Origin of the sequence: Sulfurimonas lithotrophica, assembly GCF_009258225.1 — a bacterium.
Classification (GTDB): Bacteria; Campylobacterota; Campylobacteria; order Campylobacterales; family Sulfurimonadaceae; genus Sulfurimonas; species Sulfurimonas lithotrophica.
This window is the reverse complement of sequence record NZ_CP043617.1, coordinates 1,206,126-1,225,562: the sequence shown is the minus strand read 5'-3', so window position 1 is coordinate 1,225,562 and position 19,437 is coordinate 1,206,126. Positions and strand designations below refer to the sequence as shown.

The following is a 19,437-nucleotide window of genomic DNA, read 5'->3' as shown; positions in this document are numbered from 1 at the left end:
TGTATGACCCTAAAAGAATTAGTAGCAAATATTGGTATTGAGTTAGAAAGTGACGGATTTGAAGTTACGGCTATGAATACACTCTCAGATGCTACGGCTAGCGAAATTTCTTTTGTTGCTAATCCTAAATATCTTAAAGATGTAGCTAAGTCCAAAGCAGGTGCAATACTAATAGACGAAGCGAATAAAGATGCAGTTCCTGAAGGATCTATAGCTTTAGTCGTTGAATCTCCATATTGGGATATGGCTACTTTATCTAAATTCTTTTCTACACCTATAGAGGATGACAATTTACCAGAAGCAAAAATAGGTGAGGGTAGTAAAGTATCAGCTAAAGCAGAGATTGCAAATGGAGCTACAGTAGGTAAAAACTGCATAATTATGGCTGGTGCATATGTTGGAGCAAATTCCAAAATAGGTGATAATACTATACTTTATCCAAATGTAATCGTATATAAAGAGTGCGAAATCGGAAGCGATTGTATTATTCATGCAGGTACGGTAATCGGAAGTGACGGTTTTGGTTTTGCTTCAAATAAAATGGGCGAGCATAATAAAATTTATCATAACGGTAATGTTGTAATAGGCGATGATGTTGAAATTGGTTCAAATACTACAATTGACAGAGCAGTTTTCGGCTCAACTATAGTAAAAACAGGTGCCAGAATTGATAATTTGATACAAATCGGACATAATTGTGTATTTGGTGAATACTCCGTAGCAGCTGCCCAGAGTGGTTTTGCAGGTTCGACAAAAATCGGAAAAAGTAATGTATTTGGTGCTCAAGCCGGAACGGCAGGACATTTAGAGATAGCACCGTTTAATACTTTTGCCGCAAGAACAGGTATTACAAAAACCATAAAAACAAGTGGAAAAACTTATGCAGGTTTTCCTTTTATGGAACATAAAATATGGTTAAAAATTCAAGGAAAGCTAGCTAGATTGGTTAAGTAGTCTAATCCTGAGTATTATAAGATCTATCCCCTGCGTCTCCAAGACCGGGGATAATATACTTATTTATATCTAGTTTTTCATCTATTTGAGCGATATAAATATCCACATCCGGATGTTTAGAACTTAACTTTTTTAATCCTTCGGGTGAGCCGATAATATTTAGAGAAATAATTTTAGATACACCTTTACTTTTGATGAGTTCTATCGCATCACACATAGAACCGCCTGTCGCAACCATAGGATCAACCAAAAGAATCGTTTTATTTTTACACTTTGGTAATCTATCATAGTAAAGCACGCTTTTATGTGTATTTTCATCCCTTTTCATAGCTAAAAAACCTGCGACACAGTTAGGTAGAAGTTCCATTACGCTATCGAGCATAGGTAAACCTGCTCTTAAAACCGTTACTACTACTATATCTTCCTCTTTAATTGTTTCAAATTTTTTATTGCCGTGCCATGTAGCTATATTTTTTTGTATTAGCGGAAAATCTTTAAGTGCTTCATATGTGAGTTGTTTAGTAAGTTCAGCAATAGTATGCCTGAATTGTTGAGCTTGAGTATTTTTATCTCTCAGATGAGTGATAAGTGTATTTGTAAGTGGATTTGATAGTTCGTAAATCAATTTAAACTCCTGTGGAGTAAAGTTGTTTTATGTAAAAAAGAACTAGTAGTTCTCTTTTACAAATTCTTCTATTCTTTTGATACCTTCACGAATCGTATCAAGGTCTGTTGCAAAACTTAACCTAAAATAACCAGGAGTTCCAAAGGCTTCACCAGGAACTACGGCGACAAGTTTTTTATCAAGCAGTTCTTTGGCAAATGTAAGTGTGTCTTGTGTTATCTCTTTAGTATTTACAAAAAGATAAAATGCACCGTCCGGTTTTAAAACACTTAAACCTTCTATTTCATTTATAAGCTTTACAGCTTCGTCTCTACGTTGTACAAACGCTTTTTTCATCATAGCTATATCCGCATCTGCACTACCGTCAAGCCCGGCTATTGCAGCGTATTGAGTAATAGAGTTTATGTTTGATGTACTTTGTGATTGAAGTTTTTTCGTAGCTTTTACAAGTTCCGTATCTGCAGCTGCCATGTAACCGAATCTCCATCCCGTCATAGCAACAGATTTTGAAAGACCGTTTATTGTAACTGTACGTTTATACATATCATCACTTATAGAAGCACATGATACGAATTCACCGTCATATGTCAGTTTTTCATACATTTCATCACTTGCAACCATGATGTCGGTTCCTTCTAAAACTTTTGCGATAGCAGTCAATTCGTCTTTTGAATATACGGCACCGGTTGGATTTGAAGGTATAGTTAAAATTAACATTTTTGTTTTAGGTGTTATTGCCGCTTTTAACTGCTCGGGAGTTATTTTAAACCCTGTTGTATCATCTGTTTGAATCTCTACGACTTTACCGCCGCAATATTTAACAAGTTCAGGATATGTAACCCAGTATGGAGCAGGTATTATAACTTCCGCACCATTTTCGATAGTTGCAGAGAATAGATTGAACAATGTATGCTTAGCACCGTTGTTTGTGATGATTTGGTTAGGCTCATAGGTCAAACCGTTATCTCTTTTTAGTTTTCCGGCAATAGCTTTTTTTAGTGCAGGGACACCGTCAACGGCAGTATATTTCGTGTGCTCGTCATTTATAGCTTTTATAGCTGCGTCTTTAATAACTTGAGGTGTACCAAAGTCAGGTTCGCCGGCTGAGAAGCTAAGTATATCTTTACCTTCAGCTTTTAATTCTTGAGATAATGTTGTTATAGCAATAGTAATAGACTCAGATAGTGAGTTTATGCGATTAGTCATAATAGCCCTTTTATTACAAAATATATTTGGAATTATACTAAAAAAAAGTGGTGTTAAATATTAATTTTTCATAGCTTTTATAAAAGATTCGTAGATATGTTCTAATTCTAAGTCTTGTTCTAAAAGTTCTTTGTTGTCCTCATGAAGAATATGCTCTAAAATTGCAACTCTTTTAAGTAAATATTCAAACATCTCTTTATTTATATCCGGAAGCATATTATGCATAAACGGATCTTTACAGCGACCTTTCTCAATTACGTGAGCAGGAATTCCGATAGCGGTGGAGCATTCAGGTACGGGTTTAACTACAACAGAGTTTGCACCTATTTTTGCGTAAGCTCCGATTTCGATATTTCCAAGAACTTTAGCTCCTGCACCTATTACCGCACCTTTTCGTATAGTAGGGTGGCGTTTCCCATGTGTAAGTGAAACTCCTCCGAGTGTTACACCTTGATATATTAATACATCATCTTCAATAATTGTTGTTTCACCTATAACTACTCCTATCCCGTGATCTATAAAAACACGACTTCCAAGTTTTGCGGCAGGATGTATTTCTACGCTTGTCATCCATTGTGAAAAACCAGCGATCATTCTTGCTAGTCTTTTGAAGTTTGCTTCATATACGGAATGCGCAATTCTATGCCATACTACGGCCCAGATACCACGATAGTTAAATAAAAAATCCATCCATGAGTTTAAAGCAGGGTCATTTTTGTAAGCGTTTGCAAAATCTTCTTTGATATTTCTAAATATACCCAAAATATAACCTTAATATGTTGTTCTTAAATAACCGTTTTGGCTTAAATACATTTTTAATTCCGCTAGTGTATCAGTTTTTTCTTGTTTTGTGATAAAATCACTTTGAAATATATCAGATTCAAGTTTATTTAAAATTTCATCTGCTTTGTAACCTAAATCTTCCAAAACCTCTATGATGTTATCCGATTCGACGACATTGCTTATAGTATATGATTTTTCGTCTATATTTATAGTACATTCATTAGGTCTGCTAAAAAGATTATGATTCATTCCTAGAGTTTCTTGATATGCACCGACATTAAAAAAACCCAAAAAATATTCCTCTTCATCAAGATTTATATCGTGCAGATAAAGCGGTTTATCAGAATTGAATCCAATTTCTCCGTCACTGTCGCAAGTTATATCCCAAAGAGATGCTGCACGTATTGGCTTTTTATCTAACATATGTATCGGCATAACCGGAAAATTTTGTTCTAATCCCCAATAATCAGGCATACTTTGAAAAATAGACAGATTTACTAAATACCTTTCTTGAAGTCTTGCCTGTAGCAGTTCAAGTTCGCGTGAACCTTCAAAACCCTCTATGTAAAGTGCTTTTTTAATAATATTATGTACAAGAATTTCTGCATTTGATCGGTCTTGTAGATCTATGTAACCTAAATCAAAAAGGGTAAATAGAGACTCTTGATGGTCTAGTGCATCATGAAGATATTCTATGGAATTTTTTTTACTTAGGAGTTGATTGAGTTCTATAAGCTCTTCCACGAGAGGCGGGTTTATATCTTTTAGGTTTAGAAGTCTCTCTTGATAATCTTGTGAAAAAAGCTCTAGTACAGGTGCTACTAGAACCGCATGGGATGCTACTGCATATCTGCCCGATTCGGTATATATGTTTGGATGTTCAACCATCTTTGCATCCATAATCTCTGCGAGTAAAAACACTACCGAACTTGAAAACTCTTTTACGGAGTAGTTGTAGTTTGCACAGTGTTCATGCTGATTATACTCTACGGCTAGACCACCACCTATGTTTATGTTTTTAAGGTTTTTGGCTCCCATTTTTTTTAGTTCCGCATATATATTTCCAGCTTCACGAAGTGCCTTTTTTAACGGGGCTATATCGCTCATTTGAGAACCTATATGAAAATGAATCATTGTTAGCTTGTTTAGAATATTTGCTTCCCTAAGTAGAGTGATAGCTTCTAAAATTTCTGTAGATGTCAAACCAAATTTAGCATCCATACCGCCGCTTTTAGCCCATGAACCGCTTCCAACACTATGTAGGCGAATTCTAATACCTATGTTTGGAACTACAAGATTACTTTCGTTAGCTACTTCTATAATGGTTTCAAGTTCATTTAATCCTTCTATGGTCAAAGTTATATTATGTTGTGAACTAGCGGCAATAAAACCTAAAGAAACCATCTCCTTATCTTTAAACCCGTTTACGGTTATGGCTGCACCTTTATTTATTTTTGCCATTGCTAAAATAAGTTCTGCTTTACTGCCTGCTTCTAAGCCGTAATTAAATTCTTTTCCTTGGGAAGTGATAGCATCTAATGCATGTGGAAATTGATTTACTTTTAATGGAAAAACAGCGTTAAAAGAACCGTTATAGTTATTTTCAACAATAGCATTGTTAAAATTTCTATAAAGACTCTTTATCTGTTTTTTAACTAGATGCGGAAATCTAAGTAGCATTGGCCCTCTGATTTCTTGTGAGCGTATCTCTTGAACAATATTTAAAATAGATGGTTTTGATTTATAGTTAATTTTAACTTCCCCATCTATAATAATAAAATTATCATTAGAAAATATATCTAAACCGTATTTATCCATTAAAACTCTTCTATATGTATGGTTTTTTCTGATTTATCTACTAAATTTTTTATTGTTATAGTAGAATTTTCTATCTCATTTGAACCGATAATGCAGAAATATTTTGCATTTACTTTATCAGCCATTTTCATATGGTTTTTAAAGTTTTTAGTTTTATATTCTACACTAACTTTGTCGGTTTTTCTTTTTTTATGAGCTAAAGATATTACCAAATCTATACCTTCATCGTCCATAGCCCCTATATAGTATCCCTCTTGTTTAGCTTCGGGCAGCTTTATAAGTTCTAAAAGCCTCTCTATTCCCATAGCAAAACCAACGGCAGGTGTAGCTTTCCCGTCTAAAAATTCTACAAGTCTGTCATATCTTCCACCGCCTGCTATAGCACTCTGGCTACCTATATCGTCACTTACAAATTCGAAAGCGGTTTTAGAATAGTAGTCAAGTCCGCGTACAAGATTTGTATCTATCTCATAAGTTATATCGTTTGCATCTAAAATCTCTTGGAGTTTTGTAAAATCTTCATCACAAGACTCGCAAAGGTTAGAAACAAGCTTTGGAGCACCTTCGTAAAGTACTTGACAAGAATCGTTTTTACAATCAAGCACGCGTATAGGATTAGTATCAAGACGTCTTACACAGTCCTCGCAGATGCTCTCCTCGCACTCTTTTACAAATTTTACAAGCTTATCACGGTAAGTCGGCATACACTCTTTACACCCTAAAGAGTTAAGTTGAAGTCTGTAACCGATGCCTAGTTTTTTAAGTATGTCACTAACCATCATAATCATGTTGGCATCTTCATAAACGCTGTCTTGACCAAAACTCTCAACGCCAAATTGGTGAAACTGCCTTAAACGACCTTTTTGCGGACGCTCATACCTAAACATAGCTCCGTGATAAAAAAAGCGGTGAGTTCCACCTGCACGGTCTAGCTTTTTTTGAATAAATGCACGAACTACGCCCGCAGTACCTTCCGGGCGAAGACATACGTCATTTTCACCTTTGTCTATAAACTGATACATCTCTTTACCGACAATATCGCTTGACTCTCCGACACTTCTTTTAAATAGTGCAGTCTCTTCGAGTAGAGGAGTTTCTATAAAATGAAATCCGTAGTTTTGTGCTATAAAAGTTGCTGTTTGTATAAAGTAAGTATATCTTTCATAATCTTCACTCAGAATATCGTTCATCCCTCTTAGTGACTTAATCATGTTTATCCTTAAAGCAGTTCTAAATTATGTAAATATTTATAATTATGAAAGGATACCATTTTTTACTTATATAAATGTAATTCTAAAAATTAAAAATATCTTAATTAAAAAATTTTATAATTGTTGGGAGAATGATATTTTTTAATAAAAAGGATTTATTATGATTGAATTACCAAAATTACCGTTTGCCGACAATGCATTAGAACCTTTTATCTCAGAAGAGACTATACAGTACCATTACTACAAGCATCATGCTACATACGTAAATAAGTTAAATGAACTTATTAAAGGTACTAAATATGATGAACTTTCATTATCTTCGATAATCCGTGATTCGGATGGAGCGGTGTTTAACAATGCTGCACAAGTTTTTAACCACACTTTTTATTGGAACTCTCTTACAAATGAAAGTAAAACACCAAGTGAAAAGCTTTTAGCAAAAATAGAGGATGATTTCGGTTCTTTGGAATCATTAAAAGAAGAGTTTATAAAAGCTGGTACAACACTATTTGGTTCCGGTTGGGTTTGGCTTGTAAGAGAGGCGGGTGGTAAGCTTTCTTTAAAACAAACTCAAAATGCAGATACACCTTTAAGCTCAAATCTTGTGCCTTTGCTTGTTTGTGATGTCTGGGAACATGCATATTATATTGACTACAGAAATGTACGTCCAAAATACTTAGAAGAATTTTGGGCTTATATAAATTGGGACTTTGTGTCTGAAACTTATGATAAAACCGATAATGATGTTTTTATCGGTACAGAAGTTTGCAATGATATACATGACCCATTTTGTGATATCTTGCAATCTAAAGTATTTTATTAAATTTATGTCTTTAAGTAAGTAAAATCTTTTATTTTTTGTTACAATAAAAGAAAAAGCTTAAAGACGACAAAATGAGAAAAAATAATGAAGTAAGTATTGTTCAAAAAATCAAGGAACATTTTCTTTTTCATTTTTTTTCTCAACAATTTAAAGAGATATATCTTACCGCTGTAGATGCAAATGCAAAAATAAAAGTTCAGTTTTATCTATTTTTTCCGTTCTTGGTTGCTTCACTTTTAACAGGAGCCATAGCCTACGGATATTATGAAGTTTTTAAATACCTAGAGCAACTCTCTGTTTTGATGTTTAGACAAAATCCTTTAAGTATTTTTATTGTTACTCCTGCTAGTTTTTTAGTCTCTTGGTGGTTGGTAGTTACTTTTGCCCCGTTTTCAAAAGGAAGCGGAATACCACAGGTAATGGCATCAATAGAACTCGCAGATACTAAAAAAGATTACTTGGTAGATTATTTTGTCAATTTAAAAATAATAATTGTAAAGCTTTTGTCCAGTTTTGTAAAAGTATTGGGCGGTGGCGTACTGGGTCGTGAAGGTCCGACTATCCAAATAGCAAGTTCTGTTTTTATAGTGATTTATAAATTTTTGCCTTCATGGTGGCCGCAAGTCGCAAAAAGAAATACTTTGATTGCAGGTGCGGCATCAGGTTTGGCAGCAGCTTTTAACACCCCTTTGGGAGGTTTGATTTTTGCTATTGAAGAACTTTCAAAGTATCATGTAAAACATTATCAGACAACACTGTTTATGGCAGTAATTGTAGCTGGTCTTACTGCACAGGGTTTTGGAGGTTCTTATCTTTATTTGGGATATCCAAAACTTTTGCAGGACAATTGGGATATTGTTCATATTGTTATATTGGTAGCTTTGTTGTCAGGTTATTTTGGAAGTAAAATGGGTGATATCATATTTAAAGTTTTAAGTTTTATATTAGAAGTAAAAAGTAAAACTAAAATGATTCAAATAATTTTACTAAGCGGTCTAGCAGTAGCACTGAGCATCTACTTATTTGGTGAAGATGTTATGGGTTCAGGCAAGGAGCTGATGCAAAAACTACTTTATGAAGAAGATAAAACTATAGCTTGGTATATCCCTTTTGTTCGTATATTTAATACAATGGCAACATTTAGTATCGGCGGTGCAGGTGGTATTTTTGCTCCTTCACTTAGTTCGGGTGCAGCCGTTGGAGCACTTGTTGCCCAATATTTTCATATTTTAGGCGAGCATGCAAACTTATTGATATTGGTTGGAATGACATCGTTTTTAACCGGAATTACAAGGGCACCTTTTACTGCTGCTATTATTGTATTTGAGATGACGGATCGTCATAGTGCAATATTTTTTCTTTTAATTGCCGCGATTTTTGCAAACCTTATATCTTCTTTGGTAAGTGAACGTTCTTTTTATGAAAATCTAAAAGATAATTATATAGAAGATGCTACGAAACTAAGTGTGTCTAAATAGACTCAATAATCTCGTCTGTAATCTCTTTAATACTCTTTGTAGCATCTACCTCTATAAGTTTTATATTTAATAGTTTTGCAGCTGTTATTATGGACTCTTGAATACTTAGTAAATACTCAACACCTCTGAGTTCTATGCCGTCTAGCTTTTTTTGTGAGAGTCTAAATTCAAGTTCTTCCTTTGTGAGTTTTAGAAGAAAAACTTTATTTGGGTATATTTTATCGGTTGCAAAATCGTTTAGACTTACTAACTCTTTTTCATCTATTTTACCTTGAATCAAAGCATATGCTACACCGCTTATTGCACTTCTATCTGAGATAATCATATTTTCTAAATTAGGCTTAACTACCTCTTTGATATGTTCGGCACGATCTGCTAAAAATAGTAAAAATTCAGCTTTTTTACTTTTTGCACGTGCACTTAAAACAATATTTCTTATCTCTTTACCGACTTCGGTAGCCCCAGGCTCTTTTGTAATTACTGCATCCGGATATATTTTTTTAAGTTCGGATATTTGTGTACTTTTTCCGGCTGTATCTATTCCTTCTATCGCAATGTACATGAATTCATACTTCCTATGATTTTTTGAACTTCTTTTGGCAATAGATGAGAAGTTTTTCCGTTGAATGATAAAAGTCCCCTGACTATAGATGAACTAATAAAAGCATGTTTTAGCTTTGGCATTAAATAAACAGTTTCAATACTGTCATCTAAAGAGTTGTTTAGGTAGCCTAATTGAAGTTCGTATTCAAAGTCACTAACTGCACGAAGTCCACGAATAAGTATATTTGCATCCAGCTCTTTTGCCAGTTCTACCGTTAAGTTGTTAAACCCAACCACTTTTACATTTTTTAGGTGCTTTACAGCTTCTTTTGTCATCTCTATACGTTCATCCAATGTAAACATTGGTTTTTTATCCGTTGATATCGCAACAGCTACTATCACTTCATCAAATAACCCGAGTGCGCGTTCGATAATATCAAAATGTCCATTTGTTATGGGATCAAATGTCCCTGGATATAATGCTATCTTTTTATTCATATCTTATTAATCCTCTTGCCATCTTTTATATAAATTGTTTTCTATTCCAAGTAGATCAAACCATTTGCCTATAATAAAATTTTCCATCTCGTCTAAGGTTTGTTGCTCAGAATAATATGCTATAACGGGCGGTGCAATAACTACACCCAAAGTTGCCAACTTTTGCATGTTTTCTAATGCAATTGCGGAAAAAGGCATCTCTCTTGGAGCTAAAATAAGTTTTTTTTGCTCTTTTATCATAACACTTGCACACCTTGTAACTAGGTTGTCACTTATTCCGCAAGCTATTTTTGCCAGCGTATTCATACTGCAGGGTGCAATTATCATAGCATCTACACCAAATGAACCAGATGCTATAGATGCAGATATATCTTCGTTGTCATGGAGTATGGCACCGAGTTCTTTTTCTTGTACGGTAAGCGAGTTTTTTGTAAAAATAAAATGTTTCTCGATAGTATCAGGCAATAGTTCAAGTGTTTTAAGCCCTAGGTTTACCCCACTAGCTCCGCTTGTTGCAACTACGATTTTTCTTTTGCTCATTTTAGTTCTACCTTTTGTTTTGCAACAATTTTTGCTTTTAATCTTTTTCCATTGCTTTTTTGGATGGTAATTATATCATTTAACTTACCACTTTGTAATGCCTTAGCAACAAAAGATATACTGATGCCTGAGTTATTAAGCCAAACACTTACACTTTGACCTTTTTTTACAAGAGATAGTTTTTCTATGTCTCTATAAGTAAGAGTTTTATATGCTTTGATATGATGTTTTGCTTGAAACTCAGAGGTCGGTATATATTGCAATGGAAGGGCACGAAACTTTTCTAACTTTATAGTTTTGATTTTTATGTTTCTTTGCGATAGTTCTTCATCTTTGTTAATTTTACTTTTTGCCTGTACTACATCTATATCTGCATCTATAAGGTAGTTGAAAAAATATTTTTTATGAAAATTGTCTTCGATGCTTATAACACCGTCTTTTGAGAGGTGATTACGACGTCTTATATCGATGACATAGTTTTTAGGAAGCTCTTGCATATAAGATCTTGGTTTTACAGTGATATGTTTTATGTTGATTGTTTTATATTTTTGTTTATAGTGTTTTTTTAAAAACAATTCTATTTTTGATGTGTTTATAGGGCTATTTATTTCAAAATACACATATCTTGAATTAATTATAAAATCTTTAAAACCGTTTTCTTTTAAAAGTTTTTGCAGTTGTGATTTTTTTATTTTTAACGAATAGTTTTGTTGAGGGATTGTATAGAGTAAAATGTTTTTTTTATCTTTAAAAAAAAGGCTAGAATTTATGTTGTGCGAGTCTATATAGTATGTTTGTTTTATATGTTCAAGTGCATATATATTAAGCGATAATAAAAAAATAAAAAATAATTTAAATAACATTTTGGAATTCTAACATTTTTATTTTAATATTGTTTAGTGTATTGTTGTCTTTAAGCTAAAATTATCAAATGATATAGTTATATATAATTTTATAAGGATTAAAATGATTTCTTCCAAATATCTTCATCAGGTGCAGGCACTTCTACTCTCAGGTTTTATGAGTTTAATAATGTCAGGGGCAATATCTTTAATAAATTTGGGTTTTGTTGATAATTTTATAAGTATATGGTTTCATGCTTGGATAGTAGCTTATGCCATAGCATTTCCAAGTGTTTTGTTAGTATTTCCGATAGCTAGAAAGTTTGCAACTGTTATTGCTTCAAAATAATTAAAGTGGTACCAGCGGGGGGATTTGAACCCCCACACCCGAAGGCAACGGATTTTGAATCCGTCGTGTCTACCGTTCCACCACGCTGGCTTAAAAATGAAATAATAATCTATAAATACTTAAAGATGCGTGAAATCAAATCTAAATTTTGATTATCATATATAATTTTATAAAAAAATATTATATATATAAAGTAAGTAGAGTTTTATAATTCTTAGATAGTATTGATAAATGTGATGTCAAATTTTATATATTAGGATGGTTACTATGAAAGAAGTCATTAGAATATACAAACAACATAAAATGACTGTTGAAAATTACATTTATAGTTTGATATCTAATTTTCCTGATGATTATATTGAAAATGCTGATTCTATATTCAAAAGAAGCAAATATATACAATTAATCTACGGAGTAGATAAAGATTTTAAACAAATTACACCTGTTTTATCTATGGCAAAGCAGGATGATAGCCAAGTTGGAAGCGATAAAAGTCATTACTTTATAAAACTGGGTTTAAATAAAAACAACATCTATATATCAAATCCCTATATACATCATAAAACAGGTCATGCAAGTATATCGGTTGTGCATTTTTTAGATGATATATACTATGTCTTTGATATAAACCTAATAACGCTTCTTGAAGAGTTAAAGCTAATTAAATACAATAAAATTCATGATAGAGTTAAAAGACTTATTTACTTTTTTGGTTCGCTGATGCTTGCTTTAGTATCTATAATTTTAATAGGCTACGGCGGATATATTTTTACTTCTATATTGATTTATAAAGGGGAAGTTGATTTTTTACATGATATTTTTAAATCTATTATTGCTATAACTTTAGGGTTGGCAATTTTTGATTTGTCAAAACAAATATTTGAGCATGAGGTTTTATTTCAGTCGTTTCATCACTCTGAAGATAAGCAATATAAGGTTTTAAGTAAATTTCTTATCTCTATCATTATAGCTTTATCTATCGAAACTTTAATGGTTGTTTTTAAAATTGCACTTGACGATCATAGTAAAATGTTGTCGGCTTTTTATTTGCTGATAGGTACTACAACTATGTTAATCGGTTTAGGATGGTTTTACAAAACGATTAAAGAAGGTGAAAAAGATTAATCTTTTTCGCAAAAATGGTCGATATGGAACTAGAATTGCTTAAAACTATTAAATAAATGTAAGTAATAATAACACCAGTTTGGAGGTGCGATATGCGTATTTCATCAAGTATGTACTATAAAAATTTGTATGCAAAAAACAACTCTAGTATTCAAAGTAAGCTTTTTGATGTAAATAAACAAATAGCCAGTGGGCTTAATATTCAATATGCAAAAGATGATATTAGAACATTTACCGAGACAATGAGACTCGATAATGAGATAGAAGGTCTTGGTCAGATTATGCAAAGTACCGAGAGCGGCTATAAAATGGCTAATCAAACAGATGAAGTTTTAAATGAGTTTACAACAACAATGGATCGTATGCGTGTGCTTATGGTTAATGCTGCTAACGGTATCCATAGTGACGGTTCTTTAGATGCTATTGCGGATGAGCTAAGAGTTGTAGAAGAGCATTTTAAAAACTTGGCAAACACCTCCATTAACGGTCAATACCTTTTTTCCGGTTCGGCAGTAGATATTAGACCGATTGCGGATGACGGTACTTATAAGGGTAATGATAAGGCTATGTCCGCATTTACCGGTTCAAAAACTAAACAACAATATAATATATCGGGTGATGAGCTTTTTTTAGGTGAAAAATATTTGGTTAAACGAAGAGTTACTACCAATGTTATTAATAAAAATTTAGTTCAGGATTATCCCGTAGGACTTACAGAAAAAACAGAGGGTGACCATATAACTCCGGAAAATACTATTCGCCAGCTTATGGGTGATACAGATGCCGCAAATGCAAATCCAAAACATCATTTTTATATCCGTGGTGTAAAAAGTGACGGTACAGCCTTTAATCAAGAGATTTTAATGTCTGATACCGATACGGTTCAAGACTTGATGGATCAGATTGGAAATGCTTACGGAAATACAAATGCACTAAAAGTGGTTGATGTTACCATGAACTTAAACGGTGAATTTGTTATAGAAGATAAGGTTAAGGGTTCAAGTAAATTAGAGTTTCATATGGTAGGTGCTACAGACTTTGATGAAGCCGGTCCTGACTTTGCAGATATCAACGATGCAGTTTATGGGGCAAATGCCGGTAGAATAGATAACTTAGACGGTGGAGAAAATCTTTTTAATAATTTTGTCATAGGTGCTACCCCTCCTGGATTATTTGTCAAAGAGTTTGTAAAGTCAGATTATACTTCTGCATCAGCAACTATAGTAAATAATGACTCTTTGTTATATGATAGAACTTATTTTGAAAAAGATTCTACAACTATAAAGGGTTCAATCCCACAAATAGTACGTGATGGAAATGCATTTGCAACTGAATCAACAAAACTCTCAGAAGTTGCAGATTTATCTCAAGGAACCGCAGGTACATTAGACGGTACGCAATTAAGAATGGTAGGTAGAGATGTTACCGGTGCAGCTATAGATGTTCAAATAGATTTAAGTTCTGCGGGTTCCACTTTTTCACTAGACGGTGGTGCAACTAATTATGAAATATTTGATATGGGTAACCCTAGAGCAGCCGTAGATGCAGATGAGATGACATATCAACAACTACTTGATGTTATCAATATGGCTACGTCAGGTCAGCTTCCTGCAACCACAAATGTAGATACCGACTACGATGCAGCTGTAGAGAGTGCTAATTTGGTAAGCGATATACATATAGGTTACGATGGAAAAATTACATACCAACAACTTAATGTGTCGGATACTTTAACGGAGATATCTCTGTTTGACAATAACAGTGGAGATTTCTCGGCTGATTCATCCGTAATGTCTTTTAATGCAAACAATTCTATAGAGGTAAGAGACCCAAAAACAGACTTTTTTAAAGTTATAGATACAATGATAACGGCAGTTGAAGATCACAAAGTATATGCAGATGCATCTAGCGGTCATACGCGTAGTGTGGGTATTGAAGATGCTATTGCCATGATAGACGACTTGCAAGACCATGTTCTTCGTTCACATGCAAAAGTTGGTGCACAAGTAAATGCATTAACCAGTTCTTTAAATCGTTCAAGCGTGCTTGAAATAAGTGCTATAACTCTCCGTTCGGGTATTATAGATACAGATGCGGCAGAAGCTCATCTTACTCTTTCACAGTTAACCCTAAACTATGAAGCGATGCTCTCAACAGTAGGAAAAGTCTCAAAGTTAAATCTGGTAAATTATCTCTAAAATTGGAACATTTTTGGCTATACTTCCTTTAATAATTTAATATATTTAAAGGTCGTTAGTCTTGAAGGAAGCCATTTTTATACTTGTTTTTGGAATATTAATCTATCTAGGATTTGCTACAATTTTTTCAGATGCTACACTAATAGGTAGTTACGGAGCTTATTTTGCTTCAATAAATCATAAATATTTCGGTTATATATCATATGCATATATTTTCATTTTTTTAATCCCACTATATCAGTTTTACAAAGATACAACTCTTGATTTAAGAAAGTTTGAGATAGTTATATCTTCATTCTTATTATTTTTCTCGTTTTTACTTATTCAGGCACTATTGATAACAGATAACTTTAGAGGTGTATTTGCAGGTAACTTTGTAGATTTTTTAAGTCCTTATATAGGTTCATTTGGGTTATGGATTTTTTGGTTGGTGATATCGTTGGTATCAACACTTATTATCTTTGATAAAAATACACATGAGATAATAAGTCATTTTTTTGAGTATATAAAATCAAATAAAGAAAATAATTTTCAAGAAAATATATATAGTTACGAAGAAGAAAAAAACAATGAAACCATTCAAGAAGAAATTAACGAAGAAGAAGATGATGCTTTAGATATTGAAACACCGACTTATTTTAGAAACGAAGAAAAATCTTCTTCAAAAATTAAAATCGTTAAAAAAAATAAAGAGATAAGCGAAGAAGATTCAACTGTAAAAAACGAAGAAAAATTTGAAAAACCACATAATATTGTTGAACTTGCCTCAAAAATCAAAGAACAGAAAAACGCTTTAATAGTAGATGAATTAGAAGAAAATACAAAACTTTTAGAAACAATTGAGAAGGGAAAAACTGAAAAACCAAAGAATTTTACACTTCCGAAAATCGATTTTTTACAAAAACCAAAAGCAAAGTCTCATAGTATTGATGAAAGTGAACTGGATGAAAAAATACAATACTTGATAGAGAAACTGGCTCACTTTAAAATTGAGGGTGATGTTGTTCGTACATATGCCGGTCCTGTCGTTTCAACGTTTGAGTTTAAGCCTGCTGCAAATGTGAAGGTAAGTAAGATATTAAATCTTCAAGATGATTTGGCTATGGCACTATCAGCTGAGACGATCCGTATTCAAGCTCCTATTCCGGGAAAAGATGTAGTCGGAATTGAGATTCCAAATGAAGCCGTTGAGACTATTTATCTACGGGAACTTTTAGATGACAATCTTTTTAAAGAATCAAAATCACCTTTAACTATTGCCCTTGGGAAAGATATAGTCGGAAAACCTTTTGTAACTGACTTAAAAAAGCTTCCACACTTGCTTATAGCCGGAACTACCGGTAGTGGTAAAAGTGTCGGTATAAATGCTATGATACTCTCACTTTTATATAAAAATTCGCCTGATCAGCTTAGACTTCTTATGATTGACCCTAAGATGCTTGAATTTTCTATTTATAACGATATCCCTCATCTTCTTACACCTGTTATAACAAAGCCAAAACAAGCCATTGTAGCTCTTAATAATATGGTAAATGAGATGGAGAGACGTTATGAGCTTATGAGTGACACTCGTACTAAAAATATTGAGAACTATAATGAAAAAGCTAAAAAGGGAGGCTATGAGCCATTTCCATATATAGTTGTAGTTATTGATGAGTTGGCCGACTTAATGATGACGAGTGGAAAAGATGTTGAACACTCTATTGCAAGGCTTGCACAGATGGCAAGAGCATCCGGCATACATCTTGTTGTTGCAACCCAGAGACCGAGTGTAGATGTCGTTACAGGGCTTATTAAAGCTAACCTTCCTTCACGTATATCATATAGAGTAGGGCAAAAAGTAGATTCTAAAATTATTTTAGATCAGATGGGAGCCGAATCACTTCTAGGTAAAGGCGATATGCTCTTTACACCTCCAGGTGCACCTGCACTTGTACGTCTGCATGCACCTTGGAGTACTGAAGAAGAGATAGAGAAAATAGTTGAATTTATTAAATCTCAAAAAGAGCCAAACTATGACAAAAGCTTCCTTATCGAGGAAGAGGAAGGATCATCTAGCTCAAGTAATGATAGCTATGAAGAATTGGATGAGTTGTTTGAAGATGCAAAAAGAGTTGTGTTAAATGACAGAAAAACATCTATATCATATCTGCAAAGAAAATTACAGGTTGGTTATAACCGTTCTGCCAGGATTATAGAACAACTAGAAGGAGAGGGCATCCTCTCAGCTCCAAACGCAAAAGGTATGAGAGAAATTCTTTAATGCCTAAAGCTCATTTTATTTTTACAAAATATGCAAACTCCTATAAGGTTGATATTCCAAACCTTGAAGAGCTTAGTGTTGAGCAAATAAAAGAGTTGCAGGAGTTTGTAGCTTTTAGACACGGTATGTTTGACTTTAATACTTACAGTTTTAAAATACAAAAAACACTTGAATACGATAGTTTTGTGTCATTATTAGAACATTTGGGGATTGCGTGTAGATGCGAAGAGAATAAAGATATATACAAAGAACACCCGAGAATAGGTTTTGGACAATATAAGGGTATGTTGTTAACAGATTTACCTGATTCTTATCTTTTATGGCTTAAAGACAATTATCACGGTGAACAAAAAGAGCTTATCAAAAAAGAGATAAATAAGCGTAAGCTTTAGCTCCATACACCTTCAAGTTTATATCTACAGTACGGGCAGGTACCGTTTTCATCAAGTTTATTTGTAACGAGTGAACCTATATGACCGCTTCTGTCTATAACCCTGTTTTTACACTGCGGACAATATGTGGACTCATAGTCGTTATCATCGATATTTCCTACATATACGTGTTTTAAACCTTCCTCTTTGGCAATTTTATATGCCCTGTGAAGTGTTGAAGCAGGAGTCCTTGGTATATCTAACATCTTATAAGTCGGATGAAAAGCAGATAGATGCCACGGTATGGAGTCGTCAATATCTTTTAAAAATTTAGCGATGGAACGTATTTCATCATCTGAATCATTTTGTCCTTGTATAAGTAGAGTTGTGATTTCTATCCATAACCCTTTATTGTATGCGTATTTAACGGTATCGAGTACGGGTTTTAATTTTGCCCCACATATATCTTTGTAAAATTCATTTGAAAAAGATTTTATATCTATATTCATCCCATCCAAATACGGTTCAAGCAAATCTATAGCTTTATGTGTCTCATATCCACTTGTAACATATATATTTTTTAAGCCTCTTTCGTGGGCTAATTTTGCGGTATCGAACGTGTATTCAAAAAATACTATAGGTTCATTGTATGTATATGCGATAGATGCACAGTTATTTTCAATTGCCAACTCTACTATACTATCAGGCGGAAACTCGCGCCCTGTAATTTTATGTTCATGTTCTTTTGGATACTGAGAAATCTCGTAGTTTTGGCAAAATTGACATGATAAGTTGCATCCGACAGTACCAACTGAAAATGCTTTAGACTTCGGTAAAAAATGAAACATAGGCTTTTTCTCAACAGGATCAATGTTTACGGCTGCAGCCAGCCCATACACTAAAAGCTTTAATTCTCCATCTTTTACTTGTCTAACACCACATATTCCATACTCTTCCTCATCCAATATACAGGCTTGAGAGCACGCTTCACATAATATTTTTCCGTTTTTTGTCTTTTTACTTAGCCAAGCATTATGAGACATCTCTTTACCCTCTAAGATGTTTTAAAAAACTTGCTAAACTCTGCTGGAAAAGGAAAAACTATAGTGTTCGTTTTATCACTTGATATATCGCTCATAGTTTGAAGATATCTAAGCTGTATCCCTAAATCGTTTTTAGACAGTATTTCAGAAGCTTCAAGCAAGTTCTTGCTTGCTTCAAGCTCACCTTTAGAGTTTATAACTTTAGCACGACGTTGACGCTCAGCTTCAGCTTGTTTAGCAATAGCACGTATCATACTCTCATCAAGATCAATATGCTTAATTTCAACATTTGATATTTTAATTCCCCATGCATCCGTTTGTTTATCCAAAATCTCTTGAATATCCGTATTTAGTTTCTCACGCTCAGCCAGCATCTCGTCCAGCTCATGTCCTCCTAAAACCGAACGCAAAGTTGTCTGAGCAAGCTGACTTGTGGCAGAGTGAAAATCTTCTACTTGTATAATCGCTTTTTGCGCATCTATAACACGAAAATATACTACTGCATTGACGTGAACAGAGACATTATCATGTGAAATCACATCTTGTGTCGGTACATCTAACACAATTGTACGCAAATCTACCCTAACCATTTGTTGTATATAAGGGATTAAGATTATTAACCCGGGTCCTTTTATACTGGTAAAACGCCCAAGCGTAAACACGACACCTCTTTCATATTCGCGTAATATACGAATGGACATTGATAAAAATATAATTAAAAATACAACTATATATATTCCTGTTGCAGGTACATCAAAATACATCTT

At 33.7% G+C, this 19,437-nt stretch carries 19 protein-coding genes and 1 tRNA gene; 8 read left to right on the top strand and 12 right to left on the bottom strand.

Annotated features, from left to right (window positions below; translation table 11 throughout):
• Positions 1-3 precede the first annotated feature (3 nt).
• Entirely contained in the window at positions 4-954 is a 951-nt protein-coding gene (gene lpxD, locus FJR48_RS06180; RefSeq protein ID WP_152307279.1) for a UDP-3-O-(3-hydroxymyristoyl)glucosamine N-acyltransferase, read from the top strand.
• Position 955: 1 nt separating this feature from the next.
• On the opposite strand, the gene upp is transcribed toward lpxD, so the two are convergent.
• From upp to hisS, 5 genes are read right to left on the bottom strand one after another with little or no spacing between them, the layout of a single operon-like run.
• Positions 956-1,579 carry a uracil phosphoribosyltransferase gene (upp, locus tag FJR48_RS06175; RefSeq protein ID WP_152307278.1) on the bottom strand — a complete coding sequence of 208 codons (624 nt, stop codon included), beginning with the start codon at positions 1,577-1,579 and terminating at the stop codon, positions 956-958.
• 42 nt (positions 1,580-1,621) lie between these two features.
• Positions 1,622-2,785 carry a pyridoxal phosphate-dependent aminotransferase gene (locus FJR48_RS06170; protein WP_188108554.1) on the bottom strand — a complete coding sequence of 388 codons (1,164 nt, stop codon included), beginning with the start codon at positions 2,783-2,785 and terminating at the stop codon, positions 1,622-1,624.
• Between the two features lie 60 nt (positions 2,786-2,845).
• Entirely contained in the window at positions 2,846-3,547 is a 702-nt protein-coding gene (gene cysE / locus FJR48_RS06165; RefSeq protein WP_152307276.1) for a serine O-acetyltransferase, read from the bottom strand.
• A gap of 9 nt (positions 3,548-3,556) precedes the next feature.
• The gene (speA, locus tag FJR48_RS06160) at positions 3,557-5,386 is read right to left on the bottom strand and encodes a biosynthetic arginine decarboxylase (RefSeq protein WP_152307275.1); all 1,830 of its coding nucleotides are present in this window, start codon (positions 5,384-5,386) and stop codon (positions 3,557-3,559) included.
• Positions 5,386-6,597, bottom strand: a complete 1,212-nt coding sequence (gene hisS / locus FJR48_RS06155; protein WP_152307274.1) for a histidine--tRNA ligase — start codon at positions 6,595-6,597, stop codon at positions 5,386-5,388. Before hisS ends, speA begins: the two co-directional genes overlap by 1 nt.
• Positions 6,598-6,757: 160 nt before the next feature.
• Between hisS and FJR48_RS06150 the strand changes: the two genes are divergently transcribed.
• Together FJR48_RS06150 and FJR48_RS06145 are read left to right on the top strand one after the other, a co-directional pair.
• The gene (locus tag FJR48_RS06150) at positions 6,758-7,420 is read left to right on the top strand and encodes a superoxide dismutase (protein WP_152307273.1); all 663 of its coding nucleotides are present in this window, start codon (positions 6,758-6,760) and stop codon (positions 7,418-7,420) included.
• Between the two features lie 71 nt (positions 7,421-7,491).
• Positions 7,492-8,898, top strand: coding sequence for a chloride channel protein (locus FJR48_RS06145; RefSeq protein WP_152307272.1), 1,407 nt, complete (start codon positions 7,492-7,494; stop codon positions 8,896-8,898).
• Here the strand turns inward: FJR48_RS06145 and tmk are convergent.
• From tmk to flgA, 4 genes are read right to left on the bottom strand one after another with little or no spacing between them, the layout of a single operon-like run.
• Positions 8,891-9,460 (bottom strand): dTMP kinase, encoded by a 570-nt coding sequence (gene tmk, locus FJR48_RS06140; protein WP_152307271.1) that lies wholly within the window; start codon positions 9,458-9,460, stop codon positions 8,891-8,893. The genes FJR48_RS06145 and tmk overlap by 8 nt on opposite strands.
• Complete coding sequence (gene coaD, locus FJR48_RS06135; protein ID WP_152307270.1) at positions 9,445-9,939, bottom strand: pantetheine-phosphate adenylyltransferase; 495 nt, start codon at positions 9,937-9,939, stop codon at positions 9,445-9,447. Before coaD ends, tmk begins: the two co-directional genes overlap by 16 nt.
• Positions 9,940-9,945: 6 nt before the next feature.
• Complete coding sequence (locus FJR48_RS06130) at positions 9,946-10,479, bottom strand: UbiX family flavin prenyltransferase (RefSeq protein ID WP_152307269.1); 534 nt, start codon at positions 10,477-10,479, stop codon at positions 9,946-9,948.
• The gene (gene flgA / locus FJR48_RS06125; protein ID WP_152307268.1) at positions 10,476-11,342 is read right to left on the bottom strand and encodes a flagellar basal body P-ring formation chaperone FlgA; all 867 of its coding nucleotides are present in this window, start codon (positions 11,340-11,342) and stop codon (positions 10,476-10,478) included. Before flgA ends, FJR48_RS06130 begins: the two co-directional genes overlap by 4 nt.
• Before the next feature lie 103 nt (positions 11,343-11,445).
• Here flgA and FJR48_RS06120 point away from each other — a divergent pair, with 103 nt between their 5' ends.
• Positions 11,446-11,670, top strand: a complete 225-nt coding sequence (locus FJR48_RS06120; RefSeq protein ID WP_152307267.1) for a DUF2798 domain-containing protein — start codon at positions 11,446-11,448, stop codon at positions 11,668-11,670.
• A 6-nt stretch (positions 11,671-11,676) separates the two neighbouring features.
• Here the strand turns inward: FJR48_RS06120 and FJR48_RS06115 are convergent.
• Positions 11,677-11,760 (bottom strand) — tRNA-Leu (locus FJR48_RS06115).
• A 177-nt stretch (positions 11,761-11,937) separates the two neighbouring features.
• On the opposite strand from FJR48_RS06115, the gene FJR48_RS06110 reads away from it, so the two are divergent.
• The 4 genes from FJR48_RS06110 (at position 11,938) to FJR48_RS06095 (ending at position 17,648) form a co-directional block, all read left to right on the top strand.
• Positions 11,938-12,795 (top strand): hypothetical protein, encoded by an 858-nt coding sequence (locus FJR48_RS06110; protein WP_152307266.1) that lies wholly within the window; start codon positions 11,938-11,940, stop codon positions 12,793-12,795.
• Between the two features lie 92 nt (positions 12,796-12,887).
• Positions 12,888-14,993 (top strand): flagellin N-terminal helical domain-containing protein, encoded by a 2,106-nt coding sequence (locus FJR48_RS06105; RefSeq protein ID WP_152307265.1) that lies wholly within the window; start codon positions 12,888-12,890, stop codon positions 14,991-14,993.
• Between the two features lie 61 nt (positions 14,994-15,054).
• On the top strand, positions 15,055-17,256 hold the full coding sequence (locus FJR48_RS06100; protein WP_152307264.1) for a DNA translocase FtsK: 2,202 nt from the start codon (positions 15,055-15,057) through the stop codon (positions 17,254-17,256).
• Entirely contained in the window at positions 17,256-17,648 is a 393-nt protein-coding gene (locus FJR48_RS06095; RefSeq protein ID WP_152307263.1) for a putative quorum-sensing-regulated virulence factor, read from the top strand. The genes FJR48_RS06100 and FJR48_RS06095 overlap by 1 nt, the downstream gene beginning before the upstream one ends.
• Here the strand turns inward: FJR48_RS06095 and amrS are convergent.
• Both amrS and FJR48_RS06085 read right to left on the bottom strand, forming a co-directional pair.
• Positions 17,645-18,670 (bottom strand): AmmeMemoRadiSam system radical SAM enzyme, encoded by a 1,026-nt coding sequence (amrS, locus tag FJR48_RS06090; RefSeq protein WP_152307262.1) that lies wholly within the window; start codon positions 18,668-18,670, stop codon positions 17,645-17,647. The two genes, FJR48_RS06095 and amrS, sit on opposite strands and share 4 nt — an antisense overlap.
• Before the next feature lie 11 nt (positions 18,671-18,681).
• A complete protein-coding gene (locus FJR48_RS06085) occupies positions 18,682-19,434 on the bottom strand; it encodes a slipin family protein (protein ID WP_152307261.1) in 753 nt (250 codons plus the stop codon).
• Between the last annotated feature and the right edge of the window lie 3 nt (positions 19,435-19,437).